Below are 20,574 nucleotides of genomic sequence, written 5' to 3' on the forward strand. Positions count from 1 at the left end.
CCCCCGAGCCCCGCCGTTTCGCGTCCACGCATCGGAAATAGGTACCCGGTCCGCACCGGCCGCCCCGTGTCGGCGGTCCGGACCGGGTCCCCGTCCGTCTCCCCAGTCTGACGTCGGCGCAGGTGGGGGCCATCCGCGCAGCTACTCATTTCCGCGGCTAGGTACGCGTACTCACGCACAGCGGGTGGCGCCCCCAGTTCTACGCCGTCCCGGCACCCCGCGGCACCGCCGATCGGGGGTCACCCGGGCCCCGGGTGACCTTCTCAGCGGTTCCCGCTGACCCGGCCCCGCAGCAGCAGCGACAGCGCCGAGTGCACGTCGTCGAGCGAGCGCTCGCTCTGGAACGACTGCCAGTCCAGCGCAGCCACCAGCACCATGCCCACCATCGCGGCGGCGGTCAGCGGCACGTCGATCTCCGCGCTCAGCTCCCCCCGCTCCACGCCCTCCCGCAGCACCGTCTCCACGACGGCCACCGCCTCCTGCCGGACCACCATCAGCGTGGACTGCCACGCCCGGTTGGTCCGCCACAGCTCGGCGACGTACAGCTGGGTGAAGGCCGGGTACCGGTCGATGAACACGAGCCCGGCCCGGATCATCGCGTCGAGCGCCTCGACCCGGCTGCCGCCACGCCGCTCCGTCTCCTCGGCCGCGTCGCGCAGCGAGGCCGTCAGCAGCCCGACCCCGTGCCGCAGCAGCTCCTCGAAGAGTTCGTTCTTGCTCGCGAAGTTGTAGTAGACGGTGCCCTTCGCGACCCCCGCCCGCTCGGCGATCTCGTCGACCGTGGTCGCGGAGAAGCCCTGCTCGGCGATGAGGGTGACGGCCGCCTCGTAGAGCTTCTGGCGGGTCGCCTGCCGGCGGCCGCCGCCGGTACCGGTGCTGCTGCGTTCCATGGCGCTGATTCTCACAGGTCAACCGATCTCTACGGGCCCGGTCTCTACAGGCTCAGTTCCGGGTGCAGGCGGTCCATCGTCCACACCTGCTTGCCGCGGGCGGCGAGCGCGGTGAGGGCGAGGGCGCCCGCGGTGAAGGCCACCAGGACCCCACAGCCCTGCCAGACCGGCGCGAGGTCCCCGCCGGTGATGAGGCGGCGCAGGCTCTCGACGACGTACGACATCGGCAGGTACGGGTGGATGGCGTTGAAGAAGTCCGGGCTGGTCTGGACGGGGTAGGTACCGCCCGCCGAGGTCAGCTGGAGCATCAGGACGGCGAGGACCAGGATGCGGCCGGCCGCCCCGAACTTGGCGTTGAGCCACTGGACGATCGCCGCGAAGCAGCCCGTGACCAGGAAGAGGAAGCCGACGGTGAGGGCCGGGCGGGCCATCTCCAGGCCGAGGCCCCAGTGGAGTACGGACATCAGCGCGCCCACCTGCGCGGCCCCGAGCCCCGCCACCGGCAGCCAGCCCGCCAGCGCGATCCGCCAGGGCGAGGCGCCCGCGGCCAGCGCCCGCTTGTTCATCGGCGCGATCAGCATGTAGGCGACCATCGCGCCGACCCAGAGCGAGAGCGGGATGAAGTACGGGGCGAAGCCGGTGCCGTAGTTGGGCGCCTTGTGCAGGGACTGGTTGGCGAGCTTGACCGGGTCGGCCATGACCTCGGTACGGGCGTCGCGCTGCTGCTGGTCGTAGTCGGGGATCTTGTCGACGCCCTGGTGCAGGCCGTCGGCCAAGGCGCCGTTGCCGTCGACGAGCTTGTAGATGCCGCCGTCGAGGCTGTGCGCGCCATCGCCGATCTTGCCGACTCCCGCGCCGATGGCCTCGGAGCCGTCGGTGGCCTTGCCCAGGCCGGTGTGGAGCTGGGCCATGCCGGTGGCGACCTTGTGGGCGCCGGTGTTGAGGGCGTTCGCGTCGGCGACGGCCTGGTCGAGCTTGCCGGCGAGTCCGGGGGCGCCCGCGGCGAGCTTGCGGGCCTGCTTCTCCAGGTCGGTGAGCTGCCGCCGCAGGTCGGCGAGATCGCCGCCCGAGTCCTTGACCAGGGTGTCGACATCGCCGGCGAGCTGGGCGGCCTCGGCGGTGGTGTCCTTCAGCTTCTTCAGGTCGGCGCAGGTCACCGGCAAGGGCTTGGCCGCCGCGCCCGTGCAGGTGCGGTTGTACGTGTCGGCCGCCAGGGCCGCGGCCTGCTTGCTGACCCTGGCCGCGGCGGGGGCCTTCTTGCCGAAGGTCTCGAGGTGGTTGTTGACGACGTGGGCGGTGTCCGCGACGAGCAGCGCGGCGTCGGCGAGCTGCTTGGGGTTGTCCAGGTAGGGGCGGACCTGGGAGGCGGTGCCGCCGATCTTGTCCGCGACCTGCTGAGTGCCGGCGGCGACGTCCTTCGTGCCGGTCTCCAGCTTGCCCGCGGCCGTGTTGAGCTTCGTCAGGCCGCCGGTCAGCTCGCCGTTCTTCTCCTCGACCGTGTCGAGGCCCTCGGCGATCTCCTTGGCGCCCTGCTGGGCCTTGCTCGCGCCGTCCTTGAGCTTGTCGGCTCCATCGGCGGCTTCGGCGGTCTTGTCGTGCAGGTCGGAGAAGGAGATGAAGATCTTGTCGAGGAAGCCGCGGGAGGCGTTGGTGGACGCCGCCGAGCGGACCTCCGCGAAGACGGTGCGGGAGATCGAGCCGACGATGTAGTTGTTCGCGTCGTTGGTGCGCACCTGCAGGGCGCTCGTCGCGGGGTCCGCGCCGGAACTCGAGGCGATCTTCGCGCTGAAGTCGGCCGGCATGGTCAGGGACAGGTAGTAGGTCCCGTTCTCCAGGCCCTTGGCCGCCTCTTCGGGGCTCACGTCGTGCCACTCGAAGGTCTTGCTGGCGTGCAGCTTCTTGGTGATCTGGGCTCCGGCGTCGATGCTCTTGCCCTCGACGCTGGCTCCCTGGTCGGCGTTGACGAGCGCGACCGGGACCTTGTCGAGGCGGCTGTACGGGTCCCAGAACGACCAGAGGTACAGGGCTCCGTAGAGCAGCGGCAGCAGGAGCAGCGCGACGAGGGCGGCCCGCGGCAGCTTCCCCCGCCCGAACCGCTTCAGCTCAAGCGCGGCGAGCTTCGGCGAGCGCATCGTCGGCCCCCTTCGTGTCTTCGGTGTCCACGGCTTCGTCGGTGTCCACGGCTTCTTCGGTGGCTTCGGGCTTCGTGTCCGTGCCGGCCGCCGGCCCGGCCTCGGCCGCCGACCCGGCCTCGGCGGCGCCCGTGCGCAGGACCGTCACGTCGTCCGGTGCCTCGCTGCACACCGCGAGGACGGTGGTCCCGGCGGCGGCGATCGAGCGGAGCAGGGTCCACGCCTCGGCGCGTTCGGCGTCCGAGAGCTTGAGGTCCAGGTCGTCGAGGGCCAGCAGCCGCGGTTCGCCCAGCAGGGCGATGGCCACGGAGAGCCGGACCGCCTCCAGGCGCTCAAGGTCGCGTACGGAGGTGCGCGGGCCCTTGGGCAGGGTGGCGAGGTCCAGCCCGGCGGCGGCCAGGGCGGCGTCGATCCGCGCCCGGGCGCCGGCGCGGCGTTCGCCGCGCGGGCGCAGCAGGGCGCGGACGGGGCCCTCGTAGCGGCGCTGGAGCAGTGCGCCCTCGCGCAGCTGCTCGGCGACGGTGAGGGACTGGTCGAGCTCGTTGACCCCGGTGACCGGGCCGAGGGCGGCGACCCGGCGGACCGCGGTCATGTGCCGCGGCAGCCGGTGGTCGGCAATCTCGGCGTGGCCCTCGGTGGCCTTCATGCGTCCGGTGAGGGCGAGCAGGAGACAGGTCCGGCCGCTGCCGGAGGGGCCTTCGACGGCGATGAGCGAGCCGGGTTCCGCGTCGAGGCGTACTCCCCGGAACACCCAGCCGCGCGGGCCCTTGAGTCCGAAGTCCTCGGCCTTGACGGCCGCTCCGTGCGGACTGTCCACGCCGTCCCCCCATCTTTTGAACTGACCGGTCAGTTCAAAAACTAGCACCTTCGGCGGCACCGGATGCGCAGCGGGGGGCAGTTGACCGGAGATGGGGGACAAAGTCGCAGGTCAGCCTGATTGTCAGTGGCGACCGTCACGATGGGGTAGGCACAAACGCAGACACAGCAGTACGCAACGACAGGAGGTTCGTCATGGCCACACCGTCCCCGTCCCCTGTCCACCCCGTCCCGCGCAGGTCGGCAGCACCCCCGGCCGCGCTCGATCTGCTCGCCAAGGCCCACGCCGGCCTGGCCGAGGCCGCCCGGCTGGACCGGCCGGGCGAGCGGTACGCCACTGCCCACCTCGCCGCACTGCGCACCGCCGCGGCCGTGCTCGCCGCACGCGGGAAGCCGGAGCCGGTCGGCGCGCGGCGCAGGCCCCGGATCCGCAGCGCGTGGGAGGTACTGCCGGAGATAGCCCCGGAGCTGACGGAGTGGAGCGCGCTGTTCGCCTCCGGAGCCGACCGCCGGGCGCGGGCCGAGGCGGGGATACCGGACGCGGCGACGGTCCGGGACGCGGACGACCTGGTGCGTGCCGTGGAGATGTTCCTGCGGCTGGTGGAGCGGATGCTCGCCCTCCAGCCGGTGTCGCCGACGCTGCCGCAGCCCCGCGCCTAGGGAGTGTCGGCAAGGTGGCGCCGTCCGCCCGCAGGGGCGGGCGGGACTTTGCGGACACCACCGAAGCACCCGGAGCATCCGGACGCGGGCTGAGCAGGCACGGGGTGACCGGCACGGCATCTCCCAGGCAATAGGGTGGGGCACGCATCTCTCACCCTTGTCGCGCCGAGGAGTCATCAGCCGTGTCGGACACTTCCCGCCCCCGCGCCTCCCTTCGCACCGCCGTGGTGTGGGAGGTCCTCAAGGAGGCCCTCGACCGCCGGGTGAAGGCGACCGGGCGGGATGTGCTGGACGTGCTGGACACCGGTGGCGGCACCGGCAAGTTCGCCGTGCCGGTGGCCCGGCTGGGCCACCGTGTGACCGTGGTCGACCCCAGCCCCAACGCGCTGTTCGGGCTGGAGCGCCGGGTCGCCGAGGAGGGCGTGGCCGACCTGGTCCGCGGGGTGCAGGGCGATGCCCAGGGCCTGCTGGACGTCGTCGAGCGCGAGGCGTACGACGTGGTGCTCTGCCACGGCGTGCTGGAGTACGTGGACGAACCGGCCGAGGGCGTGGCCAACGCGGTCGCCGCCCTGCGCCCCGGCGGCACGCTCAGCCTGCTGGCCGCGGGCCTCGGCGGGGCCGTGCTGGCCCGCGCCCTCGCCGGCCACTTCACCGAGGCCCGTACGGCGCTCACCGACCCGGCCGGCCGCTGGGGCGCGGGCGACCCGGTCCCGCGCCGCTTCACCGCCGAGCAGCTCGCCGAACTGGTCGGCGGTGCCGGCCTGGAGGTCGGCTCGTTGCACGGGGTCCGCATCTTCGCCGACCTCGTCCCCGGTGTCCTGGTCGACACCGAGCCGGGCGCGGTCGAGGCACTGCTGCGCCTGGAGGAGGCGGCCGCCGAGCTGCCGGCCTTCCACGCGGTCGCCACGCAATTGCACGTCCTGGGCGGCAAGCGCGCCTGATCTGCGGGGTTCCGCTCAGGGAGTACGCCGGACACCCTCCGTTCAGACGCCCGGCCCCGTATGATCGTGCGCAGTGACCGGCATGGTGGACGGACCAGTGGGGAATAAGCGCCCCATGACCGCCCACCCGGCGGTACGGTTTCGCGCAAGGTTTGCTCGGGCGGCGCCTTTTCGGGCGGTGCCTTCTTCGGGCGGTGTTTTGGAACCTTGCGCAGAGGGCGGGTATCACGGGGGCGATTCCCCGCCTATCCTGAAGGGGACCCCTGGTCGCTACCCCCCGCGACCGACGGATGAGGAGGACTCCCGTGCCGCTCTCGGAGCACGAGCAGCGAATGCTCGAGCAGATGGAGCGAGCGCTGTACGCCGAAGATCCCAAGTTCGCGACAGCGCTTGAGGGAAGCGGACTGCGTACGTACACCCGGCGACGGGTCTACCAGGCAGTCGCAGGCATTGTGGTGGGTATCGCGCTCCTCATGACCGGTGTGATCATTCCGAACGTACTCTGGGTCAGCGTGGTGGGATTCCTCGTCATGCTCGGCTGTACGGTCCTCGTGGTCACCGGTTGGCGCAAGGCACCCAAGCCTGGCGAGCAGCCCGTCTCCGGCAGTGCAGGCGGTTCGGCCCACGGCCGCAACCGGCAGCGTCGGTCGATGATGACCCGCATCGAGGAGCGGTGGCAGCGCCGCCGCGACGAACAGGGGCAGTAGGCCCCCGCAGACATGGGTGAGGGGACGGCCGCCGCAGGGCGGCCGTCCCCTCACGGCTCTGCCGCGCCGGTCCGCCCTTCTCCCCGATCGCCCCTGACGCGGCGCGGCCTTGCGGCATGATGTCCCGGTGAGTGTGCTCCCCCTGGTCTTCACCAGCGGCTGGGCCAGCGGGATCAACGCGTACGCCGTGGTCCTCCTGCTCGGCGTCTTCGGCGCGACCGGACTGACCGACGAGGTCCCCGCGTCCCTCCAGCGCACCGACGTGCTGATCGTCGCCGGCGTGCTGTTCCTCTGCGAGGCCGTCGCCGACAAGATCCCGTACGTGGACTCCGTCTGGGACGCGGTGCACACCGTGATCCGCCCGCTGGCCGGGGCCGTGGTCGGCGCCCTGCTGGCCGGCCAGAGCGGCTCGCTCTCCGACATCGCCGCCGGCGCGATCGGCGGTTCCACCGCGCTGGCCAGCCATTTCGTCAAGGCCGGCACCCGGATGGCCGTCAACACCTCGCCGGAGCCGTTCAGCAACATCGCCCTGAGCACCGCCGAGGACCTCGGCGTGGCGGGCATCGTCACCTTCGCGATGTTCAACCCCCAGGCCGCCGCGGTCATCGCGGCCCTCCTGCTGGCGGCCGGTCTGGCCATACTCGTCTTCCTGTGGAGCCGGATCCGCCGCTTCCTGCGCCGCCGGGCCCAGCGCCGCGAGGAGAAGCGGCTCGCGGCCGAGGAGCGCGAGGCCACCGCGCGGGCCGCGGTACCACCCCGCTGACCTCGGCCGACCTCCCGTCGACCTCGGCCGACCTCCCGCCCGCCTCCCCTCGAACCCGCTCGATAGGGTCATCCGCATGGCACGAATTGCGGTGATCGGCGCCGGCATGGGCGCGATGGCTACGGCGGCCCGGCTGGCCGTGGCGGGGCACCAGGTGACGGTGTACGAGCGCGGGTCCATGTACGGCGGCTCGGTCGGCCGGTACGAACGGGACGGCTTCGCCTTCGACACCGGTCCGGGCCTGCTGCACCTGCCCGCCGTCTACCGCGACCTGTTCGTCAAGACCGGCAAGCGGCCCCTGGAGGACTGCGTCGATCTGGTGCAGGTCGACCCCGCCGTCCGCCACGTCCTCGCCGACGGCACCGCCGTCACCCTCCCCGGCGGCTCGCGCGGCGGCGCCGCCGCCGTCCTCGACCAGGCCTTCGGCGCCGGCGCGGGAGAGCGCTGGAACGCGGTCCTGGGCCGCGCCCGGGACGCCTGGAACGCGACCCGGCGCCCCCTGCTGGAGGAGCCGCTTCGCCCCGACTGGCAGGTGCTGTGCGGGGATCCGTACCCCGCGCTGCGCAAGAGCGGCCTGCTGCGCCGCCGTCCGCCGACCCTCGCCGAGGTGGCCGACCGCGAGCTGGGCGGGGAGCTCGGCGAACTGCTCGCCGCCCGGGTGCGCGCGTACGGGGTCGACCCCGCCACCGCGCCCGCCTCGGCGGCCGTCCTCCCGTACATGGAGCAGACCTTCGGCAGCTGGTACGCGCGCGGCGGGATGCGGGCGCTGGCCACGGCCGTGCACGAGCGCTGCCTCGAACGGAAGGTGACCTTCGTCTTCGACACGCCGGTACGGGAGGTCCTGGCGCGGGACGGCCGGGCCGCCGGGCTGCTGCTGGCCGACGGCTCCGAGGCCGCCGCCGACCACGTGGTCTGCGGGGTCGACCCGCGGCAGCTCCGGGTCCCGCTGCCGGACGGCGGCGTTCCCGCCCGCGGGCCGGGGATGCCCGGGCGGATCACCCTGCTGCTCGCGCTGCGCGGCGCGCGCCCCGCGGACGCGGTACACCGCACCCTGGTCCACTCCCCCGCCGCCCAGCTGACGGTGCTGCGCCCCGACGACCCCGCCGTGCGGCCCGACGCGGACCACGAGGCGGTCACCGTAAGCGCCCTGTGCGGCCCTGGGGGTGCCTCTGCGCCCCGCGCACAGGAGCTGCTGGACCTGGCGGCCCGGGCCGTGCCCGGGCTGCGGGAGCGGCTGCTGTGGACGCACGAGCGCACGCCGGCGGACATCGAGGCGGACACCGGCGCACGGGGCGGTGCGGTGCCTGCGCCCGCACTGGCCGGAGCGGGCGGCGCCCTGCTCTACCCCGCCAACACCACCGCCCTGCCCGGGCTGTTCCTCGCGGGCGGCTGGGCGCACCCCGGCGGCGGGCTCGCGCACGCGGGGATGACCGGGGCCCTGGTGGCCGGGCTGATCGTGGAGGGCGCGGGCTTCCGCGGCTCCCGGTGACGGCGGAGCCCCCGGGGAACGTCCCCCGGGGGCTCACGCGCGCCTCTCTGCCCCGCGTACGTCAGTAGCGGTACTGCTCGTACTCGCCGGTGCCCTGGTACGGGTACTGCTGCGGGTAGGGGTTCTGCTCGTCCCCGGGGTAGCCCGCGGCGGCCCCGTCGGTGGACCGCTGCTGCGGCACCCACACCCCGCCGGGCGGGGTGTCCATCGCGTACTGCTGCTGCCCGCCCCCGCTCGCGTACTGGTCGGCGCCGGAGTAGTCGGCGTACGGGGTGTAGTCGTACGGCTGTTGCGGGATCACGGCCCCGCCGGTGCCGATGTACGGGTCCGAGTAGGCGGCGTAGACCTGCTGTTCGCCGCTCGCCGGATAGCCGCCGGAGTAGTCGTAGCCGCCCTGGCCCTGCGGGGCGTAGCCCTGCCCGTCGTAGCCCTGACCGTCGTAGTGGGCCGCGTACTGGTGGGCGTCCTGCTCGGCCGTGGAGAACTGCGAGGCGAAGGCGGCCGTCCCGCCCGCGTCGGCGGTGGGGGCGAAGCTCTGTATCCCGTACGAGCCCGTGTCCTCGGGCAGCGGCTCCGGGCTGTAGTAGGCCTCGGTCGCGGCATGGAACTGCGGCTCCGGCCGCGCCTGGTCGGGCTCGTCGGCCCGGTCCGCGCCCTCGGGGCCCGGCTCGGTCCCGCCGGGACCGTACTCCAGCCCGGTCACCTTCAGCGCGGGCTCGGGGCGCGCACCGCCCGCCTTGCGGCGCCGGGTCTGCTTCCGTACGGGCTCGCCGCCGCGGCGCAGCGCCCAGCCGGCCTCGAAGCCCTTGCGGAAGGAGAGCGTCACCAGGGTCTGGCCCAGGGCGAACGCGGCCGCGCCGAGGCCGATGACCGGCACTGACGGAAGGACGACCCCGGCGACCACACCGAGGAACCCGGCGAACGCGAGCAACCGCCAGCGCAGCCGGGCCTTGTACTGCATCAGGACCTCGGCAAGCAGCCACAGCGCGACGAAACCGAACGCGATGTAGAGGACCGTCATTCCCATGCGTGGCACCTCTCGGTACGGCCGCCCCGCCAGGAAAACGGAGACCGGCCGATCAGGCCCGCTGGTGCAGGCCCAGGTTCTCGTAGATCTCGAGAGTCGCCGTGGAATTGTTCAGCGTGATGAAGTGCAGCCCCGGGACACCCTCGGACAGCAGCCGCGCGCAGAACTCCGTGGCGAACTCGATCCCAATGGAGCGTACAGCGGCTGCATCGTCCTTGACGGCGAGCATGCGCTCTTTCACGGCTGCGGGGAAGACTGCGTTGCTGAGTTGTGGCAGCCGGTCGAGCTGCTTGATGCCCACAACAGGCATGACCTCGGGGATGATCGGGGTGTCGCAGCCCGCCTTCTGCGTGCTGTCGCGCAGCCGCAGATAATTCTCCGGATCGAAGAACATCTGGGTGATCGCGTAGTCCGCTCCGGCACGGCACTTGTCCACGAAGTGACGGATGTCCGTGTCCCAGTCCTCCGAGCGCGGGTGCATGTCGGGGAAGGCCGCGACGCCCACGCAGAAGTCGCCGGACTCCTTGAGCAGCCGGACCAGGTCGGCGGCGTAGTGGACGCCCTCGGGGTGCGCGACCCAGGGACCCATGGGGTCGCCGGGCGGGTCGCCGCGCAGGGCCAGCATGTTGCGGATGCCCGCGTCGGCGAACTGGCCGATCACGTGGCGCAGCTCGGCGATGGAGTGGTCGACCGCGGTGAGGTGCGCGACGGGGGTCAGCGTGGTGTCCGCGGCGATCTCCTGGGTGGCCTTGACGGTGCCGCCGCGGGTGGAGCCGCCGGCCCCGTAGGTCACGGAGACGAAGCTCGGACCCACCGCCTCGATCCGGCGCAGCGCGTTCCAGAGGTTGCGCTCGCCCTTCTCCGTCTTCGGGGCCCAGAACTCGAAGGAGTACGACGGGCTCCCGGACGCCAGCAGGTCGCGGACCGTGCGTGCACGGTCCGTACGGGTGGAAGCGGTACCAAGGGCCATACCGGCAGGTTAGACGCGCCCACGCGGACGCCGAAGCCGTGTCCGCCTTTTGGACACGTTTTTGGACACCTGCACGGGCGCCGGGGGAAGGGTTAGGCGGAAACGCGCTCGCGGACCCGCTTGGCCAGGTCGGCGGCGGCCGCGCCCGGGTCGGTGGCCTCGGTCAGCGCGCGGACGACGACGATGCGGGTGGCTCCGGCGTCGAGGACCTGGTCGAGGTTGCCGGCGTCGATGCCGCCGATGGCGAACCAGGGGCGGGCGGGGGCCAGCGAGGCCGTGTACCGGACCAGTCCGAGGCCGGGGGCGTACCGGCCGGGCTTGGTGGGGGTGGGCCAGCAGGGGCCGGTGCAGAAGTAGTCCACGCCCGGCTCCGCGACGGCCGCGTCCACCTCGGACTCGGCATGGCAGGACCGGCCGATGAGGACGGACTCGCCGAGGATCGCGCGGGCGGCGGGCACCGGGATGTCGCCCTGGCCCAGGTGCAGGACGTCGGAGTCGATGGCGTGCGCGACGTCGGCGCGGTCGTTCACCGCGAGGAGCCGGCCGTGCCGGCGGGCGGCGTCGGCGAACACCCGCAGGTGCTCGAGCTCCTCGCCGGCCTCCATGCCCTTGTCCCGGAGCTGGACGATGTCCACGCCCCCCGCCAGGACCGCGTCGAGGAACTCGGGGAGGTCCCCCTGCCGCTTGCGGGCGTCCGTGCACAGGTAGAGCCGGGCATCGGACAGCTGGGCGCTCGCGGACACGATCGCGGACATGGGTACCCCCCGGGGTGGATGCGGTGCACGGGCCGTCCGGGCCCGCGCACCGCGGATGGATCAGGCGGCCCGGATCACCCGGGCAGCCGGCTTGCTCCGGTCGCCCGGGTCTCTCCGGTCGCCCGGGTCTCTCGGGTCGCCCGGGTCTCTCGGGTCAGAGGGCGAGCGCCTGAGCGCGGCGCGTCACCTCCGTGCCGCGATTCTCGCTCAGCGCCTGCGCGGGGGTGCCGGGCAGGGTCGGGTCCGGGGTGAACATCCACTCCAGGATCTCCTCGTCGGAGAAGCCGTCGTCGCGGAGCACTGTCAGCAGGCCGGGCAGGCCCTTGACGACCTTGTCGCCGTCGATGAAGGGGGCGGGCACCTGGAGCGAACGGTTCTCGCCCCGGCGTACGGCGATCAGCTGACCTTCCTTGACCAGCTGGCGGACCCGGGTCACTTCGATGTCGAGCATCTCGGCGATGTCGGGGACGTACAGCCAGGCGGGGACAAGGGCGTCGATCTTTGCGTCAATCTCGGTCACGGGCACAAGCCTGCCACCTCGGACCGACACCCGGTACCCGGGCCGACCCGTCCGGGTCCCCGCGCCCCGCCCGCACCCCCTAGACCAGCGCCGATTTCAGCGGGACCGCGGAGTCGGCGACCTTGGCCGGGTCCACCGGGGTACCCGCCTCGATCAGCTTCCGCCCCTGCGCCAGGTCCCGCGGCCGGCCCACCGCCAGGACCGCGGCCAGCGCCCCGTCCCGGAGCCAGCACACCGACCAGCCCGCCTCGGCGGGGTCCCCGCGCCACACCAGCTCGTCGGCGCCCGCGTGGTGCCCCGCGTACTGCACGAAGCGCCCGAACTGCTCCGACCAGAAGTACGGCACCGGGTCGTACACCTGCAGCGCGCTCCCTGCCACGATGTTCGCCGCGACCACCCGCGGCCCCTGCAGGGCGTTGTCCCAGTGGTGCACCAGCAGTCGCGCCCCGTAGCGGGCCGACGGGAACGAGGCGCAGTCGCCGACCGCGTACACCCCGGGCAGGGTGGTCCTCAGGTACTCGTCCGCCGTGACCGCGCCCTCCGGCCCGAGCTCGACCCCCGAGTCCGCGAGCCACCGGGTCGCCGGCCGGGCCCCGATGCCCACCACCACCGCTCCCGCCGGCAGCTCCCGCCCGTCCGCGAGCAGGACCCGCCCGGACTCCACCGAGGAGACCTTGGCTCCGGTCAGCAGGGCGGCCCCGGCCTCCTCGTACCAGTGGGCCATGGGGGCCGCGACCTCCGCGGGCAGCGCCCCGGCCAGCACCCGGTCCGCCGCCTCGACCACGGTCACCGTGCAGCCCACCTCGCGCGCGGCCGTGGCGAACTCGGCGCCGATCCAGCCCGCTCCGACCACCACGGTCGCCGGCGTCCGGGCCAGCACCGGCCGCAGCCGGGCCGCGTCGTCCAGGGTGCGCAGCAGGTGCACGCCGGGGACGCCCTCGGCCCCGGGCAGGGTCAGCGGTTCGGCGCCGGTCGCCAGGACCAGGACCTCGTACGGAACCGGTCCCGCCTCGGTGTCCAGCTCGCGCTCGGCGGCCCGCAGCCCGGTGACCTCCACCCCGAGCCGGAGCACGACGCCGAGCCCCTCGAAGTCCACGTCGAACGCGGAGTCCTCGGCCTTGCCGAGCAGCACCGCCTTCGACAGCGGAGGCCGGTCGTACGGCTGGTGGGGCTCGGCGCCCAGCAGGGTGATCGGGCCGCGCCACCCCTGCTCCCGCAGCGCGACCGCGGTCTGCACTCCGGCCATTCCGGCGCCGACGATGACGACGCCGCTCTGAGTCTGTTCCGTCTGCTCGCTCACGGCGCCCAGCCTAGCGATCTGATGGCACGTCAGGAACAGTGGCCCGGCGCGGCGGCCGGGGAGGCAGCCTTACCCGCCCCCGGCGGCGGGGTTAGGCTGGCGCCCGTACCTATCGCGGGAGTCCGGGCGGACCGGGCTGAGAGGGAGGCTGAGCGGCCTCCGACCGTACGAACCTGATCCGGGTCATGCCGGCGAAGGGAGGGGCTGGACGCCCATGCACTCATCTCGAAAGGGATCCGACGCGGGATCCACAGGGTCCACCGGATCCACCGGATCCGCAGGGTCCGACGTCCTCGTCATCGGGGGCGGGATCATCGGCCTGGTCACCGCCTGGCGGGCGGCCCGGCACGGGCTGCGGACCGTACTCGCCGATCCCGCGCCCGGCGGTGGCGCGGCGCAGGTCGCGGCGGGCATGCTCGCCGCCGTCACGGAGCTGCACTACGGCGAGGAGACCCTCCTCGGGCTCAACCTCGCCTCCGCCGCCCGCTACCCGGAGTTCGCCGCCGAGCTGGCCGAGGCCAGCGGCGGGACGGACATCGGATACCGGGCCTGCGGCACGCTCGCCGTCGCCCTCGACGCCGACGACCGGCTTCACCTGCGCGAGCTGCACGCCCTCCAGCGCCGCTGCGGCCTGGAGTCCGAGTGGCTCACCGGCCGCGAGTGCCGCCGCCTTGAGCCGATGCTGGCCCCGGGCGTACGGGGCGGCCTGCGCGTGGACGGGGACCACCAGGTCGATCCGCGCCGGCTGGCGGCCGCGCTGCTGGCCGCCTGCGAGGGCGCCGGCGTGGAGATCCGCCGGGCGGCCGCGGAGCGGCTGCTGACCGCGGCCGACAGGGCCGTCGGCGTACGGCTCGACGACGGTACGGAGCTGCGCGCCGACCAGGTGGTCCTGGCCGCGGGCTCGCTCAGCGGCCGGCTGGCCGGCGTACCGGCGCAGGTGCTGCCGCCCGTACGGCCGGTGAAGGGACAGGTGCTGAGGCTCGCGGTGCCGCGGGCGTACGCGCCGTTCCTGTCGCGGACGGTACGGGCGGTGGTGCGCGGCAGCCACGTGTACCTGGTGCCGCGGGAGAACGGCGAGCTCGTCATCGGGGCCACCAGCGAGGAACTCGGCTGGGACACGACGGTCACCGCGGGCGGGGTGTACGAACTCCTTCGCGACGCACACGAATTGGTGCCCGGCATCACCGAACTGCCGCTGACCGAGACCCGGGCCGGGCTGCGGCCCGGATCCCCGGACAACGCCCCGCTGCTGGGCCCGACCGACCTGCCCGGCCTGCACCTGGCCACCGGGCACTACCGCAACGGGGTACTGCTGACCCCGCTCACCGGCGACGTGATGGCACAGCTGCTGACCACCGGCACGCTGCCCGAGATCGCCCGCCCGTTCAGCCCGCGCCGGTTCTCCACCGCACGTCAGGAGTCGTACGCATGACCATCTCCGTCAACGGCGAGCCGCGCGAGATCGCGGCCGGCACCACGCTCGACGCGGTGGTCGCCGCCTTGACCGCGGCCCCGACCGGGGTCGCGGCCGCACTGAACGAGACCGTGGTCCCGCGCCGCCAGTGGCCGCTGACGGCGGTGGGCGAGGGTGACCGGGTCGAGGTCCTCACCGCGGTGCAGGGGGGCTGAGCGCGATGGCGGACGACGCTTTCGAGCTGGGCGGCCGGACCTTCTCGTCCCGTCTGATCATGGGGACGGGCGGGGCGCCGAGCCTGGACATCCTGGAACGGGCGCTGGTCGCGTCCGGCACGGAGCTCACGACGGTGGCGATGCGGCGGCTGGACCCGACGGTGCAGGGCTCCGTCCTGTCGGTGCTGACGCGCCTGGGCATCTCCGTACTCCCCAACACGGCGGGGTGCTTCACGGCGGGCGAGGCGGTGCTGACGGCGCGCCTCGCACGGGAGGCGCTGGGCACGGACTGGATCAAGCTGGAGGTCGTGGCGGACGAGCGGACGCTGCTGCCGGACGGGGTGGAGCTGCTGGACGCGGCGGAGACGCTGGTCGACGAGGGCTTCACGGTGCTGCCCTACACGAACGACGACCCGGTGCTGGCGCGCAAGCTGGAGGACGTGGGCTGCGCGGCGATCATGCCGCTGGGGTCGCCGATCGGCTCGGGGATGGGCATCCGGAACCCGCACAACTTCGAGCTGATCGCGGAGCGGGCCGGGGTTCCGGTGATCCTGGACGCGGGGGCGGGCACGGCCTCGGACGTGGCGCTGGCGATGGAGCTGGGGTGCGCGGCGGTGATGCTGGCGTCGGCGGTGACCCGGGCCCAGCTCCCGGTCCTGATGGCGGCGGCCATGCGTGACGCGGTTTCGGCGGGCCGGCTGGCGCACCGCGCGGGCCGCATCCCCCAGCGCCGCTTCGCGCAACCGTCCTCCCCCACCACGGGCCGGGCCACCCTGGACCCGGAACGCCCGGCGTTCTGAGGGGGGCGGGTGGGTACGGGTCCCACGGCGCGGGCCCGCCATCTCCCCCTCGGCCCCCCGGGGCGGGTCGGCGGCTGCCCACCCGCCCCCTCCGTCCGCGGGCCGGTGGTCCGGGTCAGCCGTACCCTCCTGGGCCGGATCGGAGAGGGTTTGGGGGCTTCCCGTCAGTCCCATCGTCCTTCCGTGCCGCGCCGGCCCGTCAAGGGCGCTCCTCCGTCGCGTCGCTACGCGATGGCCTTCGGCCACCCTTGACCGACCGCCCCGCCCCGGAAAGACAAGGACTGCCGGGAAACCCCCAAAAGAACGGCACGGTCCACAGGAAAGGGACGGGTCTCTCAGCGATGAGACGAGGGGCCGGGGCCTGGCTACCCGCACCACATGCTGACCAGCCTCCTGCGGAGCACCCACGCGCAACAGGTAGCTACGCGCTCCGCTTTTCTCGGCGACTGACAGCCGCCTGGGGCTGATCAGACCGTCAGGGCAATCAGGGCTGCTCGCCCATGGCTGCGCGGAGCCAGTTCAGGGTGCCTTGGGCAAGGAGTTCGTCGGCGAGGCGCTGGGCGGTTTCGGTGGTCAGTCGGCCGCGGCTGTTGTCGATCCACCGTTGCGCGTTCGCGTAGCCCTGCGCCTTGTATTCGATGCCTTGGAGCATGCATTCCAGCTTGTCGGCGTCACGGGCACAGATCGATTCGGGCGTCTCCTTGGCCTCGTACTCCGCGACGAGGTCCTGGATGGTCGAGGCGAGGAGGTCGGGCATGCCGGCCGTCTGGTCGGCCGTGATCGCGGCGGGGTCGGCAGAGGAGGAGTACTTCTTGCCCAGGTGGTTCACATCGCCACTGCGGGTTTCCTGGGTGTCGTGCCACACCGCGAGGAAGGCTGCGCGGGCCGGGTCGGCTCCCTCCAGCTTGGCGATGACGGAAGCCATCAGAGATGTGCGCCAGGAGTGCTCGGCCACGCTCTCGGGGTTGTTGACGCCTGCCATCCACCAGCCTGTGCGGCGTGCGTTCTTGAGCGTTCCGGCCTCGTAGAGGAAGTGGGCCACCGCGGACAGGTCGTCAGCCACGTCTGTCTCCTTCTCACGCCCCAGCGAGGCGGATCGCGTACCGAATGCCTTCGAGCTCGCGACGCGCTCCCGTCGAGGGCTCGGTCCCATCCAACAGCACGGGCATCCGGGCCCGCAGGTCTCGGGTGGTGGAAGTGGCCGTCTTCAGAAGGCTGGGACGGGCAGCCAGGAGTGCCCAGAGGGTGTGGACGTTCAGGTCGAAAAAGCCGTGCTGTGCTCTGAGCCCTTTCACCAAGTGCTGGAAGAGCTTGTGCCCTTGCCAGGTGGTGGCATCGGTTTCCACGATGAAGTCGTCGGACAGCTGGAGGTGCGCTGCCTCTCCGATCCAGTACGCCCAGTAGTTGAGGTTGGCGGTTTCGCCCAAGTCATCGCCTTCGAGCGTGGTAGAGATGAAATGTCCCATGCGCTCTCGGTCACCTTGACGGGCCGCAACGGTGGCCACGGAACGGGCACTGAGCCAACGGGTGAGCCAGTCGTCGGGCCGCTCTGCCTTCTGCTGCTGCAGCAGCCAGTCGACGGTATCCGCTGCCTGGTCGTAGCCCACGAGGTACAGGGCTTGTCGGCGCAGCAGGAACTGATCAGCGTCTCGGGCCTCTTCGGCCGTCGTGCGCAGGTACTGGAAGAACTGGGTGCGTTCTGCCGCAGCCAGCTCAGGCCCGCTTGGCACCGGGCCGCGACGGGAGCGACTCGAAGGCGGCAGCGCACGCATGGACTCCGGGGCTTCGCCGTTGAGTGGCCAGGCCAGGATTTCCACAAGGTCGCGTTGCATGACCCACAAGCCGAGAGGGCTGCCGTTGGTCGGCTCATCCCCTTCGAGGGCGCTCAGCAGCAGGACGTCTGCCTCCATCGCCTTTTCCAAGGCAGTGAGTAAGACTGCCGGAGTCCCCATGCGCATGAGTCGATGTCGGTGCCCGAGCATCTGGCCGACGGAGAGAGCCGTCAGCGGCCGCCTGCCGGATTCCCACCCCGCGATGGCATCCGTCGAGAGGTGAAAGGCCTCCGCGAGGCTGTCCTGCGTGTGTCCTAGCTGCTCCCGGATGACCCGGAAGACGTACCCGGAAACCGTTCCGAGGCGGCTGGGCCGTCGGCTTCCCGGACCAGCGGTCAGGGTGGCGCGCCCCTTGCCGACCACAGCACCTCCCTGATCGCGAATTCTTCGCCAAGTACCCGTACCAACGGTCACTTCGACCGGCAGGGCGACCTACCTACGCTCGTGTGCGCGGTAACAACCAGACCACTCAGCGTAGCGACATGGAGGCCGTCTTGAATGCGGCAGAGAGAGGCGCAGCCGACGGAGGGCCTCCGTCCGGCAATCGCCCTTGTGGCTCCTGGCCGGAGCCGAAGGGTGCTTCCGCGCCCAGCCCGGCGCTTCTCACCCGAGCGCGCGCCGGCTGGGAGCGCTTCGTCGATCAGTACCGAGGGCGAGCTGATGGCTGTGATCAACGAGAACGTCTCGGACAGCGGGGCGGAGCGATGGGTGCGGCTCGCCTACATCCGGGACGCGACCGGCCTCGAATTCACAACGGCAGTCCGCAACATCGTGCCCGCCGAGTACGTCGAAGCGCTGGAGGGCTGCCTGGACCGACGATGACCGCCGAGTCGACTCGCACGCAGACGGCCTGCGGACGCTGAGAGATGAGGAGCGCGTAGCGATCTGTTGCGCTTCGGTGGTCCGCAGGGCGGTCTGGTCGCTGTTTCATGCGGGTGCCGTCGCCGTTGGCCTGTATTGCGGGCGCAGCGGCGCAGGTGCGTGGTCGGCCGGCCCGTAGGCGGGTCGGCGCTTCGCTGAGGTGGCCGCTCCCGTTGCTCCTGCCCTCTGACCGTCCTTTTGGGGGTTTCCCGGCAGTCCTTGTCTTTCCGGGGCGGGGCGGTCGGTCAAGGGTGGCCGAAGGCCATCGCGTAGCGACGCGACGGAGGAGCGCCCTTGACGGGCCGGCGCGGCACGGAAGGACGATGGGACTGACGGGAAGCCCCCAAACCCTCTCCGATCCGGCCCAGGAGGGTACGGCTGACCCGGACCACCGGCCCGCGGACGGAGGGGGCGGGTGGGCAGCCGCCGACCCGCCCCGGGGGGCCGAGGGGGAGATGGCGGGCCCGCGCCGTGGGACCCGTACGCCCCCTCCATGTCACGGCTGCGCTGCAAGCGTGGACACCCCGCACGGCCCAAAGGCACCGGCTCGTAGAATCGCCGGGTGGATACGACCCTGGATGACCCCCTCGTCGGGCAGACACTCGACGGCCGCTACCGCGTAGACGCCCGCATCGCGGCCGGCGGCATGGCGACGGTCTACCGGGCCGTCGACACCCGCCTCGACCGCGTGCTCGCCCTCAAGGTGATGCACCCGGCGCTCGCCGCCGACGCCGGCTTCGTCGACCGCTTCATCCGTGAGGCCAAGTCCGTGGCCCGCCTCGCGCACCCCAATGTCGTCGCCGTCTTCGACCAGGGCACCGACGGGCCGTACACGTACCTCGCCATGGAGTACGTCTCCGGCTGCACCCTGCGCGACGTGCTCCGCGAGCGCGGCGCGCTCCGGCCCCGGGCGGCCCTCGACATCCTCGAGCCGGTCCTCGCGGCCCTCGGCGCCGCCCACCGCGCCGGGTTCGTGCACCGCGACATGAAGCCCGAGAACGTCCTGATCGGCGACGACGGCCGGGTCAAGGTGGCCGACTTCGGCCTGGTCCGCTCCGTCGACACCGTCACCAGCACCACCGGCGCCGTCCTCGGCACCGTCTCCTACCTCGCCCCCGAGCAGATCGAGAACGGCGTCACCGACACCCGCGTGGACGTCTACGCCTGCGGTGTCGTGCTGTACGAGATGCTCACCGGCTCCAAGCCGCACACCGGCGGCACCGCCGCCCAGGTCCTCTACCAGCACCTCCACGAGGACGTGCCGCCCCCGTCGGCCGCCGTCCCGGGGCTGCCCGGCATCCTGGACCAGCTCGTCACGTACGCGACCGCCCGCGATCCGGAGCTGCGGCCGACCGACGCCGCCGGACTGCTCGGGCTGACCCTCGACGCCCGCGCGCTGCTCGGCGACGCCGAGCTGGACGCCGTACCGCCGCAGGCGCGTGCCGAGGACCACAGTGCCACCGAGGACCGCACGAGCGTGATCCCGCGCCCCCTCGCGGCGCAGCCGCCCGTGGACCGGACGTCCCGGCTGGAGCTCCCGGACCGGCCTGGGGCGGCGCCGGAGCAGGCGCCGGTCCCGGCCCGCTCGCGCGGACCGCGCCGCGGCACGCTGCTCGTCATCGTCGGCGTGCTGCTCGCGCTCGGCATCGGCACCGGGGTCTGGTACATCAACTCCGGCCAGTTCACCAAGGTCCCCAACCTGCTCGGGAAGACGGAGGCGCAGGCCAAGTCCGACCTGTCCGCGGCCGGCCTCGGCGTGAAGCGGGTCGACCGGAAGTTCAGCGACACCTTCGACCGCGGGACGGTGATGAACTCCGACCCCGAGAGCGGCAAGCGCATCCGCGGCAACGGCGCGGTGGCGCTGACGGTCTCGCGCGGCCCGGAGCTCGTCTTCGTACCGGACCTGAAGGGCAAGCCGCTGGAGGAGGCGAAGGCCGAGCTGACCAGGAGCGGGCTGGCGCCCGGCATGGTCACGCAGGCGTTCAGCCAGGACGTCGCACAGGGTTCGGTGATCTCCACCGACCCGCAGGGCGGGCAGAAGCGCTCGACCGACACGGCGGTCGCGATCGTGGTCAGCAAGGGCCGGCCGGTGCAGGTGGCGAGCGTGGTCGGACGGCCCCTGGACCAGGCGCGGGCCGCCCTCCAGGACCTCGGTCTCAAGGTCGAGATGGCCGCCGAGCAGGTCAATTCGCCGTTCCCGGCCGGTACGGTCGCCAACCAGTCGATCGGCGCCGGCGCCCAGGCCGCGACCGGTGACACGGTGACGCTCACCGTGTCCAAGGGCCCCCGGCAGATCCCGGTGCCGAACGTGACCGGCCAGGAGGCGGACGTGGCCCGCAAGACGCTGGAGGCGGCCGGATTCAAGGTGAAGGTGGAGCGTCCGCTCATCTCCTTCAGCAACACGGTGGACGCCCAGTCGGTGCCGGGCGGCCAGAGCGCGCCCGAGGGCAGCACCGTCGTCCTGCGGACGAAGGGGCTGTAG

Annotated in this window: 20 protein-coding genes and 1 riboswitch; of the genes, 10 read left to right on the plus strand and 10 right to left on the minus strand. The window is 72.7% G+C overall.

The window, feature by feature from the left end:
• Positions 1-263 precede the first annotated feature (263 nt).
• From ACFXGI_RS15720 to ACFXGI_RS15730, 3 genes are read right to left on the minus strand one after another with little or no spacing between them, the layout of a single operon-like run.
• The gene (locus ACFXGI_RS15720; RefSeq protein WP_384706286.1) at positions 264-890 is read right to left on the minus strand and encodes a TetR/AcrR family transcriptional regulator; all 627 of its coding nucleotides are present in this window, start codon (positions 888-890) and stop codon (positions 264-266) included.
• A 44-nt stretch (positions 891-934) separates the two neighbouring features.
• Positions 935-3,022 (minus strand): YhgE/Pip family protein, encoded by a 2,088-nt coding sequence (locus ACFXGI_RS15725; protein WP_384706288.1) that lies wholly within the window; start codon positions 3,020-3,022, stop codon positions 935-937.
• Positions 2,994-3,839, minus strand: coding sequence for an ATP-binding cassette domain-containing protein (locus ACFXGI_RS15730; RefSeq protein ID WP_384706290.1), 846 nt, complete (start codon positions 3,837-3,839; stop codon positions 2,994-2,996). Before ACFXGI_RS15730 ends, ACFXGI_RS15725 begins: the two co-directional genes overlap by 29 nt.
• A 194-nt stretch (positions 3,840-4,033) precedes the next feature.
• Between ACFXGI_RS15730 and ACFXGI_RS15735 the strand changes: the two genes are divergently transcribed.
• From ACFXGI_RS15735 to ACFXGI_RS15755, 5 genes are all read left to right on the plus strand, one after another.
• The gene (locus tag ACFXGI_RS15735) at positions 4,034-4,498 is read left to right on the plus strand and encodes an SAV_6107 family HEPN domain-containing protein (protein ID WP_384706292.1); all 465 of its coding nucleotides are present in this window, start codon (positions 4,034-4,036) and stop codon (positions 4,496-4,498) included.
• Between the two features lie 182 nt (positions 4,499-4,680).
• Positions 4,681-5,439, plus strand: coding sequence for a methyltransferase (locus tag ACFXGI_RS15740; RefSeq protein WP_384706294.1), 759 nt, complete (start codon positions 4,681-4,683; stop codon positions 5,437-5,439).
• Between the two features lie 305 nt (positions 5,440-5,744).
• Positions 5,745-6,146 carry a DUF3040 domain-containing protein gene (locus ACFXGI_RS15745; RefSeq protein WP_030156028.1) on the plus strand — a complete coding sequence of 134 codons (402 nt, stop codon included), beginning with the start codon at positions 5,745-5,747 and terminating at the stop codon, positions 6,144-6,146.
• Between the two features lie 127 nt (positions 6,147-6,273).
• Positions 6,274-6,909, plus strand: coding sequence for a DUF4126 domain-containing protein (locus tag ACFXGI_RS15750; RefSeq protein ID WP_384706296.1), 636 nt, complete (start codon positions 6,274-6,276; stop codon positions 6,907-6,909).
• 76 nt (positions 6,910-6,985) lie between these two features.
• Entirely contained in the window at positions 6,986-8,398 is a 1,413-nt protein-coding gene (locus tag ACFXGI_RS15755; protein ID WP_384706298.1) for a phytoene desaturase family protein, read from the plus strand.
• Between the two features lie 61 nt (positions 8,399-8,459).
• On the opposite strand, the gene ACFXGI_RS15760 is transcribed toward ACFXGI_RS15755, so the two are convergent.
• The 5 genes from ACFXGI_RS15760 to ACFXGI_RS15780 form a co-directional block, all read right to left on the minus strand.
• On the minus strand, positions 8,460-9,425 hold the full coding sequence (locus ACFXGI_RS15760) for a hypothetical protein (RefSeq protein WP_384706300.1): 966 nt from the start codon (positions 9,423-9,425) through the stop codon (positions 8,460-8,462).
• 52 nt (positions 9,426-9,477) lie between these two features.
• On the minus strand, positions 9,478-10,395 hold the full coding sequence (gene metF / locus ACFXGI_RS15765; protein WP_030863632.1) for a methylenetetrahydrofolate reductase [NAD(P)H]: 918 nt from the start codon (positions 10,393-10,395) through the stop codon (positions 9,478-9,480).
• A gap of 92 nt (positions 10,396-10,487) precedes the next feature.
• The gene (thiE, locus tag ACFXGI_RS15770) at positions 10,488-11,150 is read right to left on the minus strand and encodes a thiamine phosphate synthase (protein WP_384706302.1); all 663 of its coding nucleotides are present in this window, start codon (positions 11,148-11,150) and stop codon (positions 10,488-10,490) included.
• 154 nt (positions 11,151-11,304) lie between these two features.
• Positions 11,305-11,670, minus strand: coding sequence for an Rv2175c family DNA-binding protein (locus ACFXGI_RS15775; RefSeq protein ID WP_384706304.1), 366 nt, complete (start codon positions 11,668-11,670; stop codon positions 11,305-11,307).
• A gap of 79 nt (positions 11,671-11,749) precedes the next feature.
• Positions 11,750-12,970 (minus strand): NAD(P)/FAD-dependent oxidoreductase, encoded by a 1,221-nt coding sequence (locus ACFXGI_RS15780; RefSeq protein ID WP_384706306.1) that lies wholly within the window; start codon positions 12,968-12,970, stop codon positions 11,750-11,752.
• 104 nt (positions 12,971-13,074) lie between these two features.
• Positions 13,075-13,187: riboswitch (TPP riboswitch) on the plus strand.
• Between ACFXGI_RS15780 and thiO the strand changes: the two genes are divergently transcribed.
• From thiO to ACFXGI_RS15795, 3 genes are all read left to right on the plus strand, one after another.
• A complete protein-coding gene (gene thiO, locus ACFXGI_RS15785; protein ID WP_384706308.1) occupies positions 13,185-14,402 on the plus strand; it encodes a glycine oxidase ThiO in 1,218 nt (405 codons plus the stop codon). It overlaps the preceding riboswitch by 3 nt.
• On the plus strand, positions 14,399-14,599 hold the full coding sequence (gene thiS / locus ACFXGI_RS15790; RefSeq protein WP_384706310.1) for a sulfur carrier protein ThiS: 201 nt from the start codon (positions 14,399-14,401) through the stop codon (positions 14,597-14,599). The genes thiO and thiS overlap by 4 nt, the downstream gene beginning before the upstream one ends.
• 5 nt (positions 14,600-14,604) lie before the next feature.
• Positions 14,605-15,399 (plus strand): thiazole synthase, encoded by a 795-nt coding sequence (locus ACFXGI_RS15795; RefSeq protein WP_384706312.1) that lies wholly within the window; start codon positions 14,605-14,607, stop codon positions 15,397-15,399.
• A gap of 484 nt (positions 15,400-15,883) precedes the next feature.
• Here the strand turns inward: ACFXGI_RS15795 and ACFXGI_RS15800 are convergent, their stop codons facing one another.
• Together ACFXGI_RS15800 and ACFXGI_RS15805 are read right to left on the minus strand one after the other, a co-directional pair.
• Entirely contained in the window at positions 15,884-16,462 is a 579-nt protein-coding gene (locus ACFXGI_RS15800; RefSeq protein ID WP_384706314.1) for an HD family hydrolase, read from the minus strand.
• Between the two features lie 13 nt (positions 16,463-16,475).
• The gene (locus ACFXGI_RS15805) at positions 16,476-17,594 is read right to left on the minus strand and encodes a helix-turn-helix domain-containing protein (RefSeq protein ID WP_384706316.1); all 1,119 of its coding nucleotides are present in this window, start codon (positions 17,592-17,594) and stop codon (positions 16,476-16,478) included.
• 297 nt (positions 17,595-17,891) lie between these two features.
• Here ACFXGI_RS15805 and ACFXGI_RS15810 point away from each other — a divergent pair, with 297 nt between their 5' ends.
• Positions 17,892-18,053 carry a hypothetical protein gene (locus tag ACFXGI_RS15810; protein ID WP_384706521.1) on the plus strand — a complete coding sequence of 54 codons (162 nt, stop codon included), beginning with the start codon at positions 17,892-17,894 and terminating at the stop codon, positions 18,051-18,053.
• Positions 18,054-18,654: 601 nt separating this feature from the next.
• A complete protein-coding gene (pknB, locus tag ACFXGI_RS15815; RefSeq protein WP_384706317.1) occupies positions 18,655-20,574 on the plus strand; it encodes a Stk1 family PASTA domain-containing Ser/Thr kinase in 1,920 nt (639 codons plus the stop codon).

Source organism: Streptomyces sp. NPDC059355 (assembly GCF_042752335.1).
GTDB lineage: Bacteria > Actinomycetota > Actinomycetes > Streptomycetales > Streptomycetaceae > Streptomyces.

Excerpts from the sequence above, each read along its gene's own strand:
- ACFXGI_RS15720 (WP_384706286.1), bottom strand. The coding sequence starts at position 890 with ATGGAACGCAGCAGCACCGGTACCGGCGGCGGCCGCCGGCAGGCGACC.
- ACFXGI_RS15725 (WP_384706288.1), bottom strand. The coding sequence starts at position 3,022 with ATGCGCTCGCCGAAGCTCGCCGCGCTTGAGCTGAAGCGGTTCGGGCGG.
- ACFXGI_RS15735 (WP_384706292.1), top strand. The coding sequence starts at position 4,034 with ATGGCCACACCGTCCCCGTCCCCTGTCCACCCCGTCCCGCGCAGGTCG.
- ACFXGI_RS15755 (WP_384706298.1), top strand. The coding sequence starts at position 6,986 with ATGGCACGAATTGCGGTGATCGGCGCCGGCATGGGCGCGATGGCTACG.
- ACFXGI_RS15760 (WP_384706300.1), bottom strand. The coding sequence starts at position 9,425 with ATGGGAATGACGGTCCTCTACATCGCGTTCGGTTTCGTCGCGCTGTGG.
- metF (WP_030863632.1), bottom strand. The coding sequence starts at position 10,395 with ATGGCCCTTGGTACCGCTTCCACCCGTACGGACCGTGCACGCACGGTC.
- thiE (WP_384706302.1), bottom strand. The coding sequence starts at position 11,150 with ATGTCCGCGATCGTGTCCGCGAGCGCCCAGCTGTCCGATGCCCGGCTC.
- thiO (WP_384706308.1), top strand. The coding sequence starts at position 13,185 with ATGCACTCATCTCGAAAGGGATCCGACGCGGGATCCACAGGGTCCACC.
- thiS (WP_384706310.1), top strand. The coding sequence starts at position 14,399 with ATGACCATCTCCGTCAACGGCGAGCCGCGCGAGATCGCGGCCGGCACC.
- ACFXGI_RS15795 (WP_384706312.1), top strand. The coding sequence starts at position 14,605 with ATGGCGGACGACGCTTTCGAGCTGGGCGGCCGGACCTTCTCGTCCCGT.
- ACFXGI_RS15810 (WP_384706521.1), top strand. The coding sequence starts at position 17,892 with ATGGCTGTGATCAACGAGAACGTCTCGGACAGCGGGGCGGAGCGATGG.